Source organism: Rhizobium cauense, assembly GCF_019511525.1.
GTDB classification, from domain to species: Bacteria; Pseudomonadota; Alphaproteobacteria; order Rhizobiales; family Rhizobiaceae; genus Rhizobium; species Rhizobium cauense.
Genome location: NZ_JAEUAT010000007.1, coordinates 128,190 through 144,209, shown reverse-complemented (window position 1 = coordinate 144,209; position 16,020 = coordinate 128,190). Strand labels below are relative to the sequence as shown.

Annotated in this window: 16 protein-coding genes; 11 read left to right on the top strand and 5 right to left on the bottom strand. The window is 59.7% G+C overall.

The genetic code is table 11. The features are described from left to right. Positions 1 to 1,257, bottom strand: coding sequence for a tyrosine--tRNA ligase (gene tyrS, locus JNB88_RS15290; protein WP_220356193.1), 1,257 nt, complete (start codon positions 1,255 to 1,257; stop codon positions 1 to 3). 116 nt (positions 1,258 to 1,373) lie between these two features. Between tyrS and JNB88_RS15285 the strand changes: the two genes are divergently transcribed. Both JNB88_RS15285 and JNB88_RS15280 read left to right on the top strand, forming a co-directional pair. Continuing rightward, complete coding sequence (locus JNB88_RS15285) at positions 1,374 to 2,498, top strand: anhydro-N-acetylmuramic acid kinase (RefSeq protein WP_220356192.1); 1,125 nt, start codon at positions 1,374 to 1,376, stop codon at positions 2,496 to 2,498. A 92-nt stretch (positions 2,499 to 2,590) separates the two neighbouring features. Further along, a complete protein-coding gene (locus JNB88_RS15280; protein WP_220356191.1) occupies positions 2,591 to 3,742 on the top strand; it encodes a GGDEF domain-containing protein in 1,152 nt (383 codons plus the stop codon). Between the two features lie 95 nt (positions 3,743 to 3,837). On the opposite strand, the gene JNB88_RS15275 is transcribed toward JNB88_RS15280, so the two are convergent. Continuing rightward, entirely contained in the window at positions 3,838 to 4,515 is a 678-nt protein-coding gene (locus JNB88_RS15275) for an alpha/beta hydrolase (RefSeq protein ID WP_016554101.1), read from the bottom strand. Positions 4,516 to 4,718: 203 nt separating this feature from the next. Between JNB88_RS15275 and JNB88_RS15270 the strand changes: the two genes are divergently transcribed. The 8 genes from JNB88_RS15270 to JNB88_RS15235 all read left to right on the top strand — a co-directional run bounded on the left by JNB88_RS15270 (position 4,719) and on the right by JNB88_RS15235 (position 12,600). Next, positions 4,719 to 5,885: a cysteine desulfurase family protein gene (locus JNB88_RS15270; RefSeq protein WP_220356190.1), complete on the top strand. Its 1,167-nt coding sequence runs from the start codon at positions 4,719 to 4,721 to the stop codon at positions 5,883 to 5,885. Between the two features lie 142 nt (positions 5,886 to 6,027). Then, on the top strand, positions 6,028 to 7,497 hold the full coding sequence (sufB, locus tag JNB88_RS15265) for a Fe-S cluster assembly protein SufB (RefSeq protein ID WP_037128094.1): 1,470 nt from the start codon (positions 6,028 to 6,030) through the stop codon (positions 7,495 to 7,497). Between the two features lie 72 nt (positions 7,498 to 7,569). After that, positions 7,570 to 8,325 carry a Fe-S cluster assembly ATPase SufC gene (gene sufC, locus JNB88_RS15260; protein ID WP_037128092.1) on the top strand — a complete coding sequence of 252 codons (756 nt, stop codon included), beginning with the start codon at positions 7,570 to 7,572 and terminating at the stop codon, positions 8,323 to 8,325. Between the two features lie 23 nt (positions 8,326 to 8,348). Continuing rightward, positions 8,349 to 9,623: a Fe-S cluster assembly protein SufD gene (sufD, locus tag JNB88_RS15255; protein WP_220356189.1), complete on the top strand. Its 1,275-nt coding sequence runs from the start codon at positions 8,349 to 8,351 to the stop codon at positions 9,621 to 9,623. Positions 9,624 to 9,635: 12 nt separating this feature from the next. Further along, positions 9,636 to 10,877 (top strand): cysteine desulfurase, encoded by a 1,242-nt coding sequence (locus tag JNB88_RS15250; RefSeq protein WP_220356188.1) that lies wholly within the window; start codon positions 9,636 to 9,638, stop codon positions 10,875 to 10,877. Between the two features lie 90 nt (positions 10,878 to 10,967). After that, positions 10,968 to 11,348, top strand: coding sequence for an SUF system Fe-S cluster assembly protein (locus tag JNB88_RS15245; protein ID WP_018854912.1), 381 nt, complete (start codon positions 10,968 to 10,970; stop codon positions 11,346 to 11,348). A 105-nt stretch (positions 11,349 to 11,453) separates the two neighbouring features. Next, positions 11,454 to 11,846 (top strand): Fe-S cluster assembly scaffold SufA, encoded by a 393-nt coding sequence (sufA, locus tag JNB88_RS15240; protein ID WP_220356187.1) that lies wholly within the window; start codon positions 11,454 to 11,456, stop codon positions 11,844 to 11,846. Positions 11,847 to 11,982: 136 nt separating this feature from the next. Further along, entirely contained in the window at positions 11,983 to 12,600 is a 618-nt protein-coding gene (locus JNB88_RS15235; protein WP_220356186.1) for a LysE family transporter, read from the top strand. A 15-nt stretch (positions 12,601 to 12,615) separates the two neighbouring features. Here the strand turns inward: JNB88_RS15235 and JNB88_RS15230 are convergent, their stop codons facing one another. Both JNB88_RS15230 and JNB88_RS15225 read right to left on the bottom strand, forming a co-directional pair. Then, positions 12,616 to 12,864, bottom strand: a complete 249-nt coding sequence (locus JNB88_RS15230) for a flagellar basal body rod protein (RefSeq protein WP_220356185.1) — start codon at positions 12,862 to 12,864, stop codon at positions 12,616 to 12,618. Positions 12,865 to 13,111: 247 nt separating this feature from the next. Then, positions 13,112 to 13,462, bottom strand: coding sequence for an acyl carrier protein (locus tag JNB88_RS15225; protein WP_081930704.1), 351 nt, complete (start codon positions 13,460 to 13,462; stop codon positions 13,112 to 13,114). 223 nt (positions 13,463 to 13,685) lie between these two features. Here JNB88_RS15225 and JNB88_RS15220 point away from each other — a divergent pair, with 223 nt between their 5' ends. Beyond that, positions 13,686 to 14,672, top strand: coding sequence for a UDP-glucuronic acid decarboxylase family protein (locus JNB88_RS15220; RefSeq protein ID WP_220356184.1), 987 nt, complete (start codon positions 13,686 to 13,688; stop codon positions 14,670 to 14,672). On the opposite strand, the gene JNB88_RS15215 is transcribed toward JNB88_RS15220, so the two are convergent. Then, a complete protein-coding gene (locus JNB88_RS15215; RefSeq protein ID WP_223217218.1) occupies positions 14,647 to 15,657 on the bottom strand; it encodes a glycosyl transferase family 90 in 1,011 nt (336 codons plus the stop codon). The two genes, JNB88_RS15220 and JNB88_RS15215, sit on opposite strands and share 26 nt — an antisense overlap. Between the last annotated feature and the right edge of the window lie 363 nt (positions 15,658 to 16,020).

Sequence of the window (16,020 nt, the reverse complement as noted above, 5' to 3'; positions counted from 1 at the left end):
TTATGCCGCGCGGCGGATCAGGATGTGCTTCTTCTTGCCGAGCGAGAGCTTGATGACGCCGTCGGCGGTGATCTCGCCACTGCCGATGACCTTGCGCTCGTCGCTGACGGCTTCGTCGTTGATGCGAACCGCACCGCCCTGAACGTGGCGGCGTGCTTCGCCGTTGGAGGCGGCGAGGCCGGCGCGGACGATCAGCGATAGCAGGCCGATACCGTCGTCGAGTTCGGCAGCCGGGACGTCGACCGACGGAAGGTTCTCGGCAAGGCCGCCTTCCTCGAAGGTCTTGCGGGCGGTTTCGGCTGCCTGTTCGGCGTTTTCCCGACCGTGCAGCATCGCGGTGACTTCAGTCGCGAGGATCTTCTTGACCTCGTTGATCTCCGAGCCGCCGAGCGCCGAAAGGCGGGCGATCTCGTCCATCGGCAGCGTCGTGTAGAGCTTCAGGAAGCGCGAGACATCGGCGTCCTCCGTGTTGCGCCAGTACTGCCAGAAGTCGTAGGCCGACAGCATGTCCGGGTTCAGCCAGACGGCACCGTTCAGCGACTTGCCCATCTTGGCGCCGGATGCGGTCGTTAACAGCGGCGAGGTCAGCGCGTAGAGCTGCTCTGTCCCCATGCGGTGACCGAGATCGATGCCGTTGACGATGTTGCCCCACTGGTCTGAACCACCCATCTGCAGGCGGCAGCCGTAGCGCTTGTTCAGTTCCACGAAATCGTAGGCCTGCAGGATCATGTAGTTGAATTCTAGGAAGGACAGCGACTGCTCGCGATCGAGGCGCGTCTTGACGCTGTCAAAGGAAAGCATGCGGTTGACCGAGAAGTGACGGCCGACGTCGCGCAGGAACTCGAGGTAATTGATCTCCCGCAGCCAATCGCCATTGTTGATCATCATCGCGTCCTTCGGACCCTCACCGTAGGAGAGGTAGTTGGCGAACACGCGCTTGATCGAGGCAATGTTGCTTTCGATGGTCTCGATGGTCATCAGCTGGCGGGCATCATCCTTAAAGGACGGGTCGCCGACCATGCCGGTCCCACCGCCCATCAGCGAGATCGGCCGGTGGCCGGTCTTTTGCATCCAGTGGAGCATCATGATCTGGATCAGGCCGCCCGCATGCAGCGAGGGCGCGGTCGGGTCGAAGCCGATATAGGCCGTTACCGTTTCCTTGGCGAAGAGTTCGTCGAGGCCCGATTCATCGGAAATCTGATGAATGAAGCCGCGCTCTTTCAGCGTGCGGAGGAAATCGGATTTGAACTCGGACATGACCTTTTGCTCTCGGGTGCGGATTTTCGGATTGGCTATTGTTGAAGTGACGCGGCGCGTTTAGCACTGTTTTGCCGAACAGTCACCATTTGGCAGGAATCTTCCAGCGAGGCTTGATGGAGAAGATCAGAACCGCGATCGGCTTGATGAGCGGAACATCGATGGATGGCATCGATGTGGCGCTGCTGCGCACGGATGGCCGTGCCGTTGTCGAGCGTGGACCATTTCTCGGGGTTCCCTATGAGCCAGCCTTTCGAGATCGGTTGAAGCTGGCGCTGGAGCAGGCAAAAGTCATCACGCAACGTGACCAGCGGCCCGGCGATTTGGCCTCGATCGAACGGGAATTGACGTTACGTCATGCAATTGCCGTTAGGGAATTTCTTGCTGCGAATGCGCTGGATATATCCTCGATCGACGTGATCGGCTTCCATGGGCAGACAGTGCTGCATCGACCGGACGCGGCACTGACCGTCCAGATCGGCGATGGAGCTCTCCTGGCACGCGAGACAGGCATTCCTGTTGCCTACGACCTTCGCGCCAACGATATGGTCCATGGTGGCCAGGGTGCCCCCTTGGTTCCGGTCTATCATGCCGCGCTTGCCGCCAACGTCACTGATGCGACCTTGCCGGTCTGCTTCGTGAACATCGGTGGGATTTCCAACCTGACCTATATCGGCGCGGATGGTGTCATCGTCGGCTACGATAGCGGACCCGGCAATACGTTGATCGACCAGTGGGTCGAGACGCATGCGGGTGTTCCGTTCGATCAAGGCGGCATGATCGCCTCGGAGGGGCGGGTTATCGGAGACCTCGCCGATCGCTATTTGAATAGCCCGTTCTTTTCGGCTGAGAAACGACGTTCGCTTGACCGCAACGACTTTCCTCCGCCATCGGGCGCAGATGCAGAACTTGCTGACGGTGCAAGGACGCTCGCCTATGTCGCAGCCGCCTCGATCATCAAATCCGCCAGTCACCTGCCAGTGACGCCGACGCTTTATGTTGTTTGCGGCGGCGGTCGGCTCAATCGCGTATTGATGCAGGATCTGGCGGATTTGGCAGGCAATCATCGCGCCCGAGTGATCTCGGCCGAGGAGGCGGGGTTCAACGGGGACTCCATGGAGGCAGAGGCCTGGGCTTATCTTGCTGTGCGATCGCTGGATGGCCTGCCGCTAACCTTTCCGGGAACTACGGGTGTGCGTGGGCCTGTGAGCGGGGGAGTTCTGGCGTCCTCCAATTCGTAAGGCGCCTTAATATTTTGTTCTCACAGTCGACATAGAGTTTGCTGGCGCAACTTTCGCTGTTTTTGTAATCCATCGCATTTTATTGATCCCTCATGTCTGCTGCCGTTTCCTTCCTGGTGGTGAATTTTTTTATCGGCTTATGCTTCAGCGCCGTGTTCGCTGTCGTATCGATTTACAGCCGATGGCGCTCTGCGGCTCTGCTGTTTTCTGCAGGTCTGTTCATCGCATCTCTGACGATGCTTTTTGAACTCGCTGTTGCTTACGCGAACAACCCAAGACCCTGGTCGATCGCGGTCTATGGTACCGTCCTCGCCGGATTGGTTCTTTTGCACAAGGGCATCTCAACGCTCTACGGCAAGCCGTTTCCGATCTGGCTCGCTGTTTCGACGTTTTTGGCTGGCATGGTGGTCTATATGATGGTGCGCGATATTCCGCGTTCCTGGTGGGGCTACGGTTTCTTCTACCAGGGCCCCTATGCGTTAGTGACCCTTTCCGCCGCCGCCAGTGTTTTCGCGTCCGAGCGTCGGGCGCCGATGGACAAGTCGCTCGCCGTTGTATTGGTGCTGAGCGGTTTGCATTTCTTTCTCAAAGCTGCGCTCGCAGCCGCCATGGGGCCGGGAGCAACACCGAGCACTTATATATCGACCAGTTACGCCGTTATGTCCCAGAGCATTACGGCTGTGCTGATCGTTGCCGTCGGGCTGATGCTGCTGGCCGTGCTGACGCTCGACATCATGGCCGTGGAGAGAGGACGGGCCGAGCGTGACAGTCTTTCGGGCCTTGCCAACCGACGAGGTTTCGAGAGAGCCGTGAAGAAGGCGGTCGCGAGGTCTGGCGAGCGTCAGCATGCGGTCATCCTGTGTGATCTCGACCATTTCAAAGCGATCAACGATACATACGGCCATCATGCCGGCGATATGGTGATCAGCGCTTTTGGAACAATGATCGAGGTTCAGGCGGGGGCAGGCACCATCGTCGGGCGGATCGGGGGCGAGGAGTTCGCGGTGTTTCTGCCCGATACGTCGCCGGCTATCGCGCTTGCGGTGGCCGAAACGCTCAGGGTCGGTGCCCGCAAGATGATGGTTCCCGGTTTGCCTGGAGGCTTTGTCGTGACGGCCAGCTTTGGTGTCGCGGCGCTACAGCCGAGGGGTGGCCTGGAATCGGCGCTGCGTCAGGCCGACGCGGCCCTGTACGATGCGAAGCGCCATGGTCGGGACTGCGTCCATCAAGCCCGCGTAGCGTGATCTTCGATTGGGCTATCGGATAGCCTGGAAAACAGTACGGCAGATATGCGAACGGCCGCCCGAGAGGCGGCCGTAGCGTTACTGGTCACGTTCGCCTAGCGGATGCGCTTGGCGGCCGGCTCAGGCACCAGTTCGCCGTTCAGGCGGCGATCGAGGTAATCCTCGCATTCGCCCATCAGCGTCTCGACCTGGCCGTTGAAGAAGTGGTTGGCGCCCGGCACCGTGCGGTGCGTGATCAGGATACCCTTCTGCGTCTTCAGCTTCTCGACGAGACCGTTGACGTCCTTTTCGGGCGCGACCTTGTCGGCTTCGCCATTGATGATGAGGCCGGAAGACGGGCATGGCGCAAGGAACGAGAAGTCGTAGGTGTTCGGCTGCGGCGCAATCGACATGAAGCCTTCGATCTCGGGGCGGCGCATCAGAAGCTGCATGCCGATCCAGGAGCCGAAGGAATATCCCGCAACCCAGCAGGTCTTCGAATCAGGATGCAGGCTCTGCACCCAGTCGAGGGCCGAGGCTGCATCGGAAAGCTCGCCGGCGCCGTGGTCGAATTCGCCCTGGCTACGACCGATTCCCCGGAAGTTGAAGCGCAATGTCGTGAACCCGCGCTTCTGGAACATGTAGAAGAGCTGGTAGACGATCTGGTTGTTCATCGTGCCGCCGAACTGGGGGTGCGGGTGCAAAATGAGGGCAATCGGCGCGCTTTTTTCCTTGGAGGGCTGGTAGCGGCCTTCAAGGCGGCCTGCGGGGCCGTTGAAAATGACTTCGGGCATCGGTACTCCGGCGTTTATTTCTTCGCGTTCACGCTGCGCAGACTTGACGGACGTTGTCAGCTTTTCTAAAACGCAGTTTAGAACAATTCGAAACTTGCATGGCGATCCACGCATTGTGGGATGTGTCATAAGGCAAGCCCGGCCGAAATTTCAAGGAAAATGAGCCGAGGCGTCATGCAAGGTTAAAGCGCAGGACAAAGATCATGGCGCCGCCACGCCTTTATCTCGACTGGAACGCGACTTCGCCGCTGCATCCGCACGCACGCGACGCAGTTCTGCGCGCTATGGATCTCTTCGGAAATCCGAACTCGGTGCATGGCGAAGGCCGGGCTGTGCGAGCTGCGATCGAGCAGGCTCGCCGGCAGGTCGCAACGCTTGTCGGTGCTGACCCTGCGCATGTGATCTTCACGAGCGGCGCAACCGAAGCAGCCAACATGGTCCTGACGCCTGATTTCAAGATGGGGCGGACACCACTTGCAATCGGCCAACTTTACTATTCTGCCGTCGAGCATCCGGCGGTGCGCGAGGGTGGCAGGTTCCTGAAGGAGCAGACGACGGAAATTCCGGTGACCGCGGCGGGCGTCATCGATCTCGATGCGCTTGGTACTTTGCTTGCGGATCATGACAAGTCGGCCGGGTTGCCGATGGTCGCAGTCATGCTGGTCAACAACGAGACGGGTATTGTTCAGCCGATCGCCGATATTGCGAAGATCGTGCAGGCGCAGGGCGGGCTGCTCGTCGTCGATGCCGTGCAGGCTGCGGGCCGGCTGAAGCTCGATATCAACGCGCTTGGCGCGGATTTCATGATCGTATCGTCGCACAAGATCGGCGGCCCCAAAGGCGCCGGCGCGCTGGTGACGCGCGGTGAAGTGCTGATGCCGCGGCCACTGATACGTGGCGGAGGCCAGGAAAAAGGTCACCGCTCGGGGACAGAGAACTCACTCGCGGTGATTGGCTTTGGCGCTGCCGCGGAAGCTGCTGTCGTGGAACTCGAGCCACGCAACGCGGCGATTTCGGCGCTGCGTGATCGGTTGGAAATCGGAATGCGAGGCGCGGCACCTGATGTCGTCGTGTACGGGGTCGAGGGTCAGCGCGTTTCGAACACGACTTTCTTTACCCTTCCGGGGCTGAAGGCCGAAACGGGCCAGATCGCCTTCGATCTCGAAGGCGTTGCGCTCTCCGCAGGGTCGGCGTGCTCATCGGGGAAGGTCGGCGAAAGCCATGTTCTAGTCGCCATGGGGCGCGACCCGAAGCTCGGTGCTTTGCGTATTTCGTTGGGCTTTGCCACGACCGAAGAAGAGATCGACAAGGCGATTTCCGTCTTCGCGAAAATAGCCGCTCGGCGCAAGCCGGCCGGAGAAGCGGCGTGACTGCTTCATAAATTTGCGGAAACGCAAATTTCCGCTTGCCATTCGGGCTGAAAAGTCCCTTTTGGCCACTTACATACGGGGCAAAAGAACTGCCCGAACGACAAGCTGCCGGACCTTTTCTCCGGCGAGATTGGAGACTGACATGCCCGCCGTCCAGGAAACGGTTGATCGCGTCCGCGAGATTGACGTCGATCAGTACAAATACGGTTTCGAGACCATCATCGAAATGGACAAGGCGCCCAAGGGCCTGTCCGAAGACATTATCCGTTTCATCTCCGCCAAGAAGCAGGAGCCGGAATGGATGCTCGAATGGCGTCTGGAAGCCTACAAGCGCTGGCTGACGCTGGAAGAGCCCACCTGGGCGCGCGTCGACTATCCCAAGATCGATTTCAACGACATCTACTACTATGCCGCGCCGAAAAGCACGCCCGGCCCGAAATCGCTTGACGAAGTCGATCCCGAAATCCTCAAGGTCTACGAGAAGCTCGGTATTCCGCTCAAGGAGCAGGAAATCCTGGCTGGCGTGGAGAAGCCGAAGATCGCCGTTGATGCCGTTTTCGACTCCGTCTCGGTCGTCACGACCTTCAAGGAAGAGCTGAAGAAGGCCGGCGTGATCTTCATGTCGATCTCGGAAGCAATCCGCGAGCATCCGGAACTGGTGCAGAAGTACCTCGGCTCCGTGGTTCCGACGTCCGACAACTACTATGCGACGCTGAACTCGGCTGTCTTCACCGATGGGTCGTTCGTGTTCGTTCCGAAGGGCGTTCGTTGCCCGATGGAGCTGTCCACCTACTTCCGCATCAATGAGAAGAACACCGGCCAGTTCGAGCGCACGCTGATCATCGCGGAAGAAGGCGCCTACGTCTCCTACCTCGAAGGCTGCACCGCGCCGCAGCGCGACGAAAACCAGCTGCATGCGGCTGTTGTTGAACTGGTCGCGCTCGACGATGCCGAGATCAAGTATTCGACTGTCCAGAACTGGTATCCCGGCGATGCACAGGGCAAGGGCGGCATCTACAACTTCGTCACCAAGCGCGGCGATTGCCGTGGCGACCGGTCGAAGATCTCCTGGACGCAGGTCGAAACCGGCTCGGCTATCACCTGGAAGTATCCGTCCTGCATCCTGCGCGGCGACGACTCCAGAGGCGAGTTCTACTCGATCGCCGTATCGAACGGTCACCAGCAGATCGACTCGGGCACCAAGATGATCCATCTCGGCAAGAACACGTCGAGCCGCATCGTCTCCAAGGGCATTGCCGCCGGCGTGTCGCAGAACACCTATCGCGGCCAGGTCTCGGCCCACCGCAAGGCGTCGAACGCGCGCAACTTCACGCAGTGTGACTCGCTGCTGATCGGCGACAAGTGCGGCGCGCATACGGTGCCTTACATCGAGGCGAAGAATTCGACGGCGCAGTTCGAGCACGAAGCCACGACCTCGAAAATTTCCGAGGACCAGCTGTTCTATTGCCTGCAGCGCGGCATCCCGACCGAAGCGGCGATCGCCCTGATCGTCAACGGCTTCGTCAAGGAAGTCCTGCAGGAACTGCCGATGGAATTTGCCGTCGAGGCGCAGAAGCTCATCAGCATCTCGCTCGAAGGCAGCGTCGGCTGACGCAACACGACATGAATGCGCGAGGGCGCGTAGATCGCGCCTTTCTCCGATTGCTTTTTATGGGACAAGACCATGCTTGAGATTAAGAACCTGCACGCCCGCATCGCCGAAGACGGCACCGAAATCATCCGCGGCCTGAACCTCACCGTGAAGGCCGGCGAAGTTGCTGCCATCATGGGCCCGAACGGCTCCGGCAAGTCGACGCTTTCCTACATCCTGTCGGGCCGCGAAGACTACGAAGTCACCGAAGGCGACATCCTCTATAACGGCGAGAGCATCCTGGAGCTCGACGCTGCCGAGCGCGCCGCCAAGGGCATCTTCCTGGCCTTCCAGTACCCCGTCGAAATTCCGGGCGTTGCCACCATGCAGTTCCTCAAGGTTGCGATGAACGAGCAGCGCAAGGCGCGCGGCGAGGAAGAACTGAAGACCCCTGACTTCATGCGCCTCGTCAAGGACGCTGCCGGCAAGCTGCAGATCAACACCGAAATGCTGAAGCGCCCGCTGAACGTCGGCTTCTCCGGTGGTGAGAAGAAGCGCGCCGAGATCCTGCAGATGGCACTGCTGCAGCCGCAGCTTTGCGTGCTCGACGAAACCGACTCCGGTCTCGACATCGACGCGCTGAAGATCGTTGCCGATGGCGTCAACGCGCTGCGTTCGCCGGATCGCGCCGTCATCGTCATCACGCACTACCAGCGCCTGCTCGACTACATTGTCCCGGATACGGTTCACGTTCTCTACAAGGGGCAGGTGATCAAGTCGGGCGACAAGACGCTGGCGCATGAGCTGGAAGCCAATGGCTACGCCGATATCATCGGTGCGGCAGCCTGATTACGGCGGAAAGGACGAGTCTCATGAACATGCAGACGACGAGCCGCCGGACCGCCGCGGAAGCGGCGCTCATCGAGGCTTTCAACAATCAGATCGGCGAACTGCCGGGCGACGGCTCGGTTATCGCCATCCGTGACCGCCTGCTTGACGACCTGAAGAAGGCCGGCTTGCCGACGCGTCGCGTCGAGGCCTGGCACTACACCGACCTCAAGACCCTGTTGCGCGCCATTCCGGAACAGGCTGGCGACGCCGGCTCCGAAGCGCGTGATCCGCTGGTCGAGGAATGCTCGGTTCTGTCGGTCATTCAGGGCGTTCCCGATCTCAAGCGCTCGGTCGATGGCCTTGATATTTCTGGCTATGCGGCTCAGCTCTCCAATGGCACGGCTGCCACGAGCCTCGGTGCGCTCGGCAGCGACGACGCGATTGGCCGCATCAACGGCAGCTTCGTTCGCGACGGATACGTCATCGACGTTGCCACTGATACGGCGCTTGAAGAACCGCTCGAGATCCAGTTCGTTCACGCTGGCGGCCAGGCGCATACGCGCCTGCCGGTCAGCTTCGGCGCCAACGTCAAGGCTGTTGTCATCGAGCGTCACCTGGCAGTGACGTCGGATGCCGCCTTCGTGTCGCATGTCAGTGACATCACGGTCGGAGAGGGCGCCGAGCTTACCTGGATCATCGTCCAGCAGCAGGGCGCCGAGGATACGCACCTCGGCCAGATCCGCGTCGACCTCGGCGCTGATGCCAAACTGAAGCTCTTCGTCATCAACGCCGGTGGCAAGCTGGTTCGCCAGGAACTGCACGTCAAGGTGACGGGCGAGGGTGCCGATCTGACGCTGCGCGGCATCAATCTGCTGGGCGCCGAAACGCATACCGACGTGACCATGGTCCTTGGCCACAATGTTCCGCATACGGGTTCCACGGAAGTGATCCGCAACGTGGTCTTCGACCGCGCCAAGGGTGTTTTCCAGGGGATGATCCGCGTTGCGCCTGATGCGCAGAAGACCGACGCGAAGATGGCGTGCAACACGCTGCTGATGTCCGACGACGCCGAATTCTCGGTGAAGCCGGAACTCGAAATCTTCGCTGACGACGTTCAGTGCGGCCACGGCGCGACTGTTGCCGACATCGACGACAACCATCTCTACTACCTGATGGCTCGTGGTATTCCTGAGAACAAGGCGCGCGCCATGCTCGTCAATGCCTTCGTTGCCGAGATCGTCGAAGAACTGGAAGACGAAGCCCTGGTCGAGTCGCTGGAAAGCGTCATCTCGGCCTGGCTCGAAAAGCACGCCTGATCGGATAGCGTCATGGACAAGATAGTTCCGGCCACAGCATACGACGTCGAAGCCATTCGCAAGGATTTCCCGATCCTTGCGAAGGAAGTCTATGGCAAGCCGCTGGTCTATCTCGACAACGGCGCCTCCGCTCAGAAGCCGCAGGTCGTGATCGATGCAATCTCGCATGCCTATTCGAACGAGTATGCGAACGTTCATCGCGGCCTGCATTTTCTCTCGAATGCGGCAACGGACGCCTATGAGGGCGCACGCGAGAAGGTGGGGCGCTTCCTCAATGCGCCCGATGTCAACGACATCATCTTCACGAAGTCTTCGACGGAAGCGATCAACACCGTCGCCTATGGCTGGGGCATGCCCAAGATCGGCGACGGCGACGAGATCGTCATCTCGATCATGGAGCATCACTCCAACATCGTGCCGTGGCATTTCATCCGCGAGCGGCAGGGCGCCAAGCTGGTCTGGGTACCTGTTGACGACGAGGGTGCGTTCCACATCGAGGATTTCGAAAAGAGCCTGACGGAGCGGACGAAGCTCGTCGCCATCACGCATATGTCGAATGCGCTTGGCACCGTGGTCCCGGTCAAGGAAATCTGCCGTATCGCCCATGAGCGCGGCATCCCGGTACTGGTCGATGGTTCGCAGGGCGCCGTCCACATGCCTGTCGACGTGCAGGATATCGATTGCGACTGGTACGTGATGACCGGCCACAAGCTCTACGGGCCGTCGGGCATCGGCGTGCTCTACGGTAAGAAGGATCGGCTTCGCGAGATGCGGCCCTTCCAGGGCGGCGGTGAGATGATCTTCGAGGTGACGGAGGATGCGGTGACCTACAATGATCCTCCGCATCGCTTCGAAGCCGGAACGCCGCCGATCGTACAGGCGATCGGGCTCGGCTATGCGCTTGACTACATGGAGAAGGTCGGCCGCGAGGCGATTGCACGCCATGAAGCTGATCTCGCTGCCTACGCGGCGGAGCGGCTGCAGGCGGTGAACTCGTTAAAAGTGTTCGGCACGGCGCCGGGCAAGGGCGGCATCTTCTCGTTCGAGCTTGCCGGTCTGCATGCTCATGACGTCTCGATGGTGATCGACCGCCAGGGTGTTGCTGTTCGCGCCGGCACACATTGCGCCATGCCGCTCTTGAAACGCTTCGGCGTCACCTCCACATGCCGCGCGTCCTTCGGGATGTATAATACACGGGCCGAGGTCGACGCCTTGGCTGATGCGCTTGATTATGCGCGCAAGTTCTTTGCCTAGAGCGATACGCTCTAGGTCATTGTTTTTACGCAATTCCGGACGGAAAACCGCTTCGCACTTTTCCTGGAATTGCTTTAAGGAGTGCTCAATATGAGCCTGGACGAAAGCGAACAGAAGATCGACGTGCGCGAAGGCATCGTGCATTCCAGCATTCCGGCCGATGAACTGGCGCGCCTCAGTGACGACGTGATTTCGGCGCTGAAGACGGTCTATGACCCTGAAATTCCGGCTGACATCTTCGAACTCGGGCTGGTCTACAAGATCGATATCGAAGACGATCGCATGGTGAAGATCATGATGACACTGACGGCGCCGGGCTGCCCGGTTGCCGGCGAGATGCCGGGCTGGGTCGAAAATGCCGTCGGCGCAGTCGAGGGTGTTTCTGGCGTCGAGGTCGAAATGACCTTCGATCCGCCGTGGACGCCTGACCGGATGTCCGAAGAGGCGCAGGTCGCCGTCGGCTGGTACTGATCCGATCATGTCGCGCGGCTGGTATTGATCGGTTAAGCTGCTGGCACTACATTGGAATCATGAAACGCCGGACCTTTAATCCGTGCGCGGAAGGAGAAGAGGCCGATGGGCTTTGCAATAATGAGCATGACGGAGGCCGCCGCGAACCGCGTGAAGGCGATCGTGGAGAACTCCGGACCAGAGGCCAAGGGCATCCGGGTCGGGATCAAGAAGGGCGGCTGCGCAGGGATGGAATACACCATCGACCTCGTCACCGCACCGAATGCGAAAGATGACTTGATCGAACGCGATGGCGCGAGGGTCTGGGTCGAGCCGTCGGCCGTGCTCTACCTTCTCGGGACTGAAATGGGATTTGAAAGCACGACGCTGCGTTCGGGCTTCATCTTCACCAACCCGAACCAGACCTCGGCCTGCGGCTGCGGCGAATCCGTCGAGCTGAAGCCGGCGGATCTGGCAGCGCTTGCCGCGCAGGGCAATGCCGTCGTGCCGGCGCACTGATTGTCGCAATCCCTCGAATTCTTGATGGAGCCGCCGGTTTTGGCGGCTTTTTTCATTTTACGTGCTGGCCGCTGCACTTTAAGGCCCGGTATCGAGAGACTGGAAACCGTGCCTGCGGAAGGGAAACGACGAAGAGATGCTACTGCTGTTCCTGAAAGGCGCTCTGCTGGGGGTCATCATCACCGCGCCACTCGGACCAATCGGGATGCTGTGCATCAACCGTACACTCGAGCGCGGCTTCCTGGCCGGTTTCTCTTGCGGGCTGGGGACGGCCGTCGGCGACGCCAGCTATGCGCTTGTCGCGGTGACCGGCATTGCTGTTTTCGAGGAGTTGATGTCGGCCGCTACCCTGCCATTGGCATTTGGTGGAGGACTGCTACTGCTCGGTCTCGGTTATCGCGGATTGGCCCACGATCCAGTTCAGGCGGCCGATGTGAGGGCAGGCGGGCTGATCGGTACGACGCTGGCGACCTTCTTGCTGACGATCTCCAACCCTGCGACCATTCTCTCCTTCGGTGCCTTGTTTGCCGGCTTTGGGCTAACCGAGGAGACACGGCGCTTCAGTTCGGCGGCGATCGTCGGAGGAGTGTTCTGCGGATCGCTCGCATGGTGGTTTTTTCTCAGCGGCGCGGTAAACCTTGCCAGGGAAAAGCTGCCCAGGGATTTCACAACCAAGGTCATGCGAGGAACGAGCTATCTGCTGATCCTCTTCGGCCTTGTCGCGCTCGCTTCCGCTGTCTATTCGCTCCTGTAGCATCGTTTCCGCGAGCTAGTCGCGCTTGATGCTTCCCAGAATTTCCCAGAGGTCGGCGCCGGTCTCGAAGACGGTGGCGTTGGCCTTGTAGATCTGCGCGACCTCGACGAGGTCCGTCAGTTGCGTACCCAGGTCGACATCGGTCGAAGCGGTTGCCACGATGGATGCATTGCCGTTCGCAATGTTTCCGGCGATTTCGGATAGTCGATTCGTTTGTTTCGACATTCCCGACAGGGCGGTATGAGTGATCCCTGAGATGTTCATTCAACTGTCCCTCGCGCTAGAACAGTGCCCTTTTATCGCCAAGGACTTAGAGAGTGGTGAAAGGCCGTGATTAGCGAGAGGTTGCCACAGATTGACACTGGTCGTTTGCTTGCTTCATTTCGATACAGCTGCTCGGCTATCCTGCGTGAACTCGCTGAAACCCAGGCAATGCCCTATGGTCGTGACTGGCAGGCATTGGGCACAGGTGGCGCGTCTGCGCCATTGCTTGCCTGAGCGCGTGCGCTCCTTAACCGACAGCGATGCTTGCGACCGCCTGCAGAGGCTCCCGCCAGGCGCCGGCGGCAATGACCACTCCCAGGCCGAAAATGCTCAGCACGCCGCTGGGACCGGTTGCTGGAGGGCGAACCCCGAGATCCTTCAGGTTATGCCGTATCGAATCGATGGTTTCGAACGTGCCCTTTTTCATAAGCTCGTCAGGGAATTCGATATCAAAGACCTCTTCGAGGCGCATCATGAGCTGGACGCACGCGAATGAGGTCATGCCGACATCGAACAAGTTCTGAGTGACCGAAACCGCTCCGGCGTCCACGTCAAGCTTCGCATGGGTGGCGAGAGCCTTACGAATCTTCTGTTCCATAGCAGCGATCTCCGACTAGATACAATCCGGGCAAACTTACCGGAAATGCTCCACGAATTTCAACTACGCAAAAAGTCGGACGCGGCTCTTGCACAAGGGCGCAAGCCCTGTTGCGGGCGAACGACAACGCCGAAATTGCGGCGTAAGTGACCATGCCGCCGGTTGAAGAACGGGGCGTCACGCGATAAGCGCGCAGGCTACAGAGGGACTGGTGCAAGCCACTATGAATAAACGTATTCTTGTTACCGGCGGGGCGGGATTCGTCGGCTCGAACATCTGCGCGCGCTTGCTCGAACAAGGGCATCACGTTGTCTGCATGGACAATTTTTCGACAGGGGCCGAGCAGAATGTTGCGGCCTTGCTCGACAACGCGCGTTTCAGCCTGCTGAGGCAGGACATTACCCAAGCGATCGCTGTTGATGTCGACCAAATTTACAATCTGGCCTGTCCAGCTTCGCCCATCCACTATCAGGCCGACCCGATCGGGACCCTCAAGACCAACGTCGTCGGAGCGCTGAACATCCTCGAACTATCCCGCCAGAGAAATATCCCGGTCCTGCAGGCTTCCACATCGGAGGTCTACGGCGATCCGCATGTCCATCCGCAGTCTGAGAGCTACTGGGGCAACGTTAACCCGATTGGTCCACGCGCCTGCTACGACGAAGGCAAGCGTAGTGCCGAGACCTTGTTTTTCGACTATCGACGCCAGTTCGGGCTGCCGGTGAAGGTGGCACGCATATTCAATACGTATGGTCCTCGCATGCATCCGAGCGATGGCCGCGTGGTCGCGAATTTCGTGGTTCAGGCGCTATCTGGCCGCGATCTGACAATCTATGGCGACGGCACGCAGACCCGGTCGTTCTGCTATGTGGATGATCTCGTAGCAGGCCTCATCGCCATGATGAACAGCGGGCCCGAGGTCACCGGCCCCCTCAATCTCGGCAATCCCGAAGAATTTACGATTCGCGAGCTGGCGGACATTGTTCTCGAACTGACAAATTCGAGTTCACGCATCGTCCATCAGCCATTGCCTACGGACGATCCGCGCCAGCGGTTGCCGGATATAGCCAAAGCAAGAAGGCTGTTGGGCTGGGCGCCGACGATACGGCTTCGCGAGGGGTTGGTTCGCACGATTGCCTATTTTGAAACGGTGGTTGCGAAGCAGTCGCTCGTGACGGCATACGTCAGCGATCCCAGTGTTCCTCGATAAGGCGAGCGGCACGCCGAGCCTGGCTCTCGAAAGTGAGTGTGCGCGATAGCGCCTGGCCGCGCTCGGCGATGGCTCTTGCTTCCGTGTCGTGGCTGCGCACCCATTCGATCTTCTCGTGCAGGTCCGACATGTCGGAAGCCACCGGTACATAGTGTTCGAAGGGCCTGAGTTCGTCGTAGTACCACTGGCGGAAGCCAAACTGCGATGAAACCTTGAGTACGCAGCATCCATAGAGCATGCGAACGAGTAGGTTCGACCAGGTGTTCGTATAGCCGTCGATGTCGACGGCGAACTTCCTCCCGAGCCAGGTCTCTGCAGCAACCGGCTGCCCCAGGAACCCTTCATTATGTGCAAACGTGCCGTAGTCGTCGGCAGTGGGGTGAAGATCGACGAAGCGGGCGTCGGTCTGCGCAACGCCCCTGAGCCGCTGGACCATCCGTATTCTTTGCATGACGGCGGGATTGTCGATGTCTTCAGGCGCGAAGCTTGCCCAACCGCAGCCATTCATGCCGCCACGCCAAACTATTTCGCTTGAGCGATCGTCCCAAGGCGGCGCCATCCTGCCACGCTCCACCTCTGCTGCGAATCCGTTGTTCTGGAAGAAATGAGGATCGGGCAACCCGACATGATGACGAAGCCGTACGGAGGCTGCGAATCGCGCGTTGGAAACCGTCTCGCCATCTGAGGCATTGACGGTGATCTGCCTGACCTCCGGCGAACTCAGGCTGAGCCAGTAGGCAAAGGCGCAGACCTTGTATCGCATGTAGCCGGAAAACCACCGCGTCGCAGCGCTCTCCAGAACGAGTGTCAACTGTTGTCCACGCCGCTCGATCAGGACATCTCGAGGAGGATTGCCGGCATCCGTGTAGCCGATGCGTACTCGCAGCGGTCTGGCGCCGACCCGTTTGAACTCTCGGCTGAAATAGGGGCCAACCCGACGCGTACTGTAGAGGCGAAATGGATTGAGAGTGTAAGAGTACGTCATCATATTTCCAGGCTTGGGGGATGGCACTCATGGGCATCGCTGACACGAACACGCGCCAATCAATATGGCGGCTTGAAGCCAAAAGCGAGATCGCGCGAAGCTTGCAGAAACGAGATGTTCGCTCGTTTTCGATTCCGTTATTGAAGCCTACGCTGGCAGCCGCAGGCCTTGCAGATGGGCGGCGATCCATTGCCTAGCGCGCCCTATACGTATGTCTAGGGCGTGGCCGATTGACCGGCAAGCGCATCATGATAGATTCCTCTGCAACGGTCGGTCTTGCAAAAAGACACTGCACGCCTGATGGCAACCAGCCGTTTGTAAGGCTCTCGGCGGCGAAGCCGGAGCAACAACTACAGCCACCTG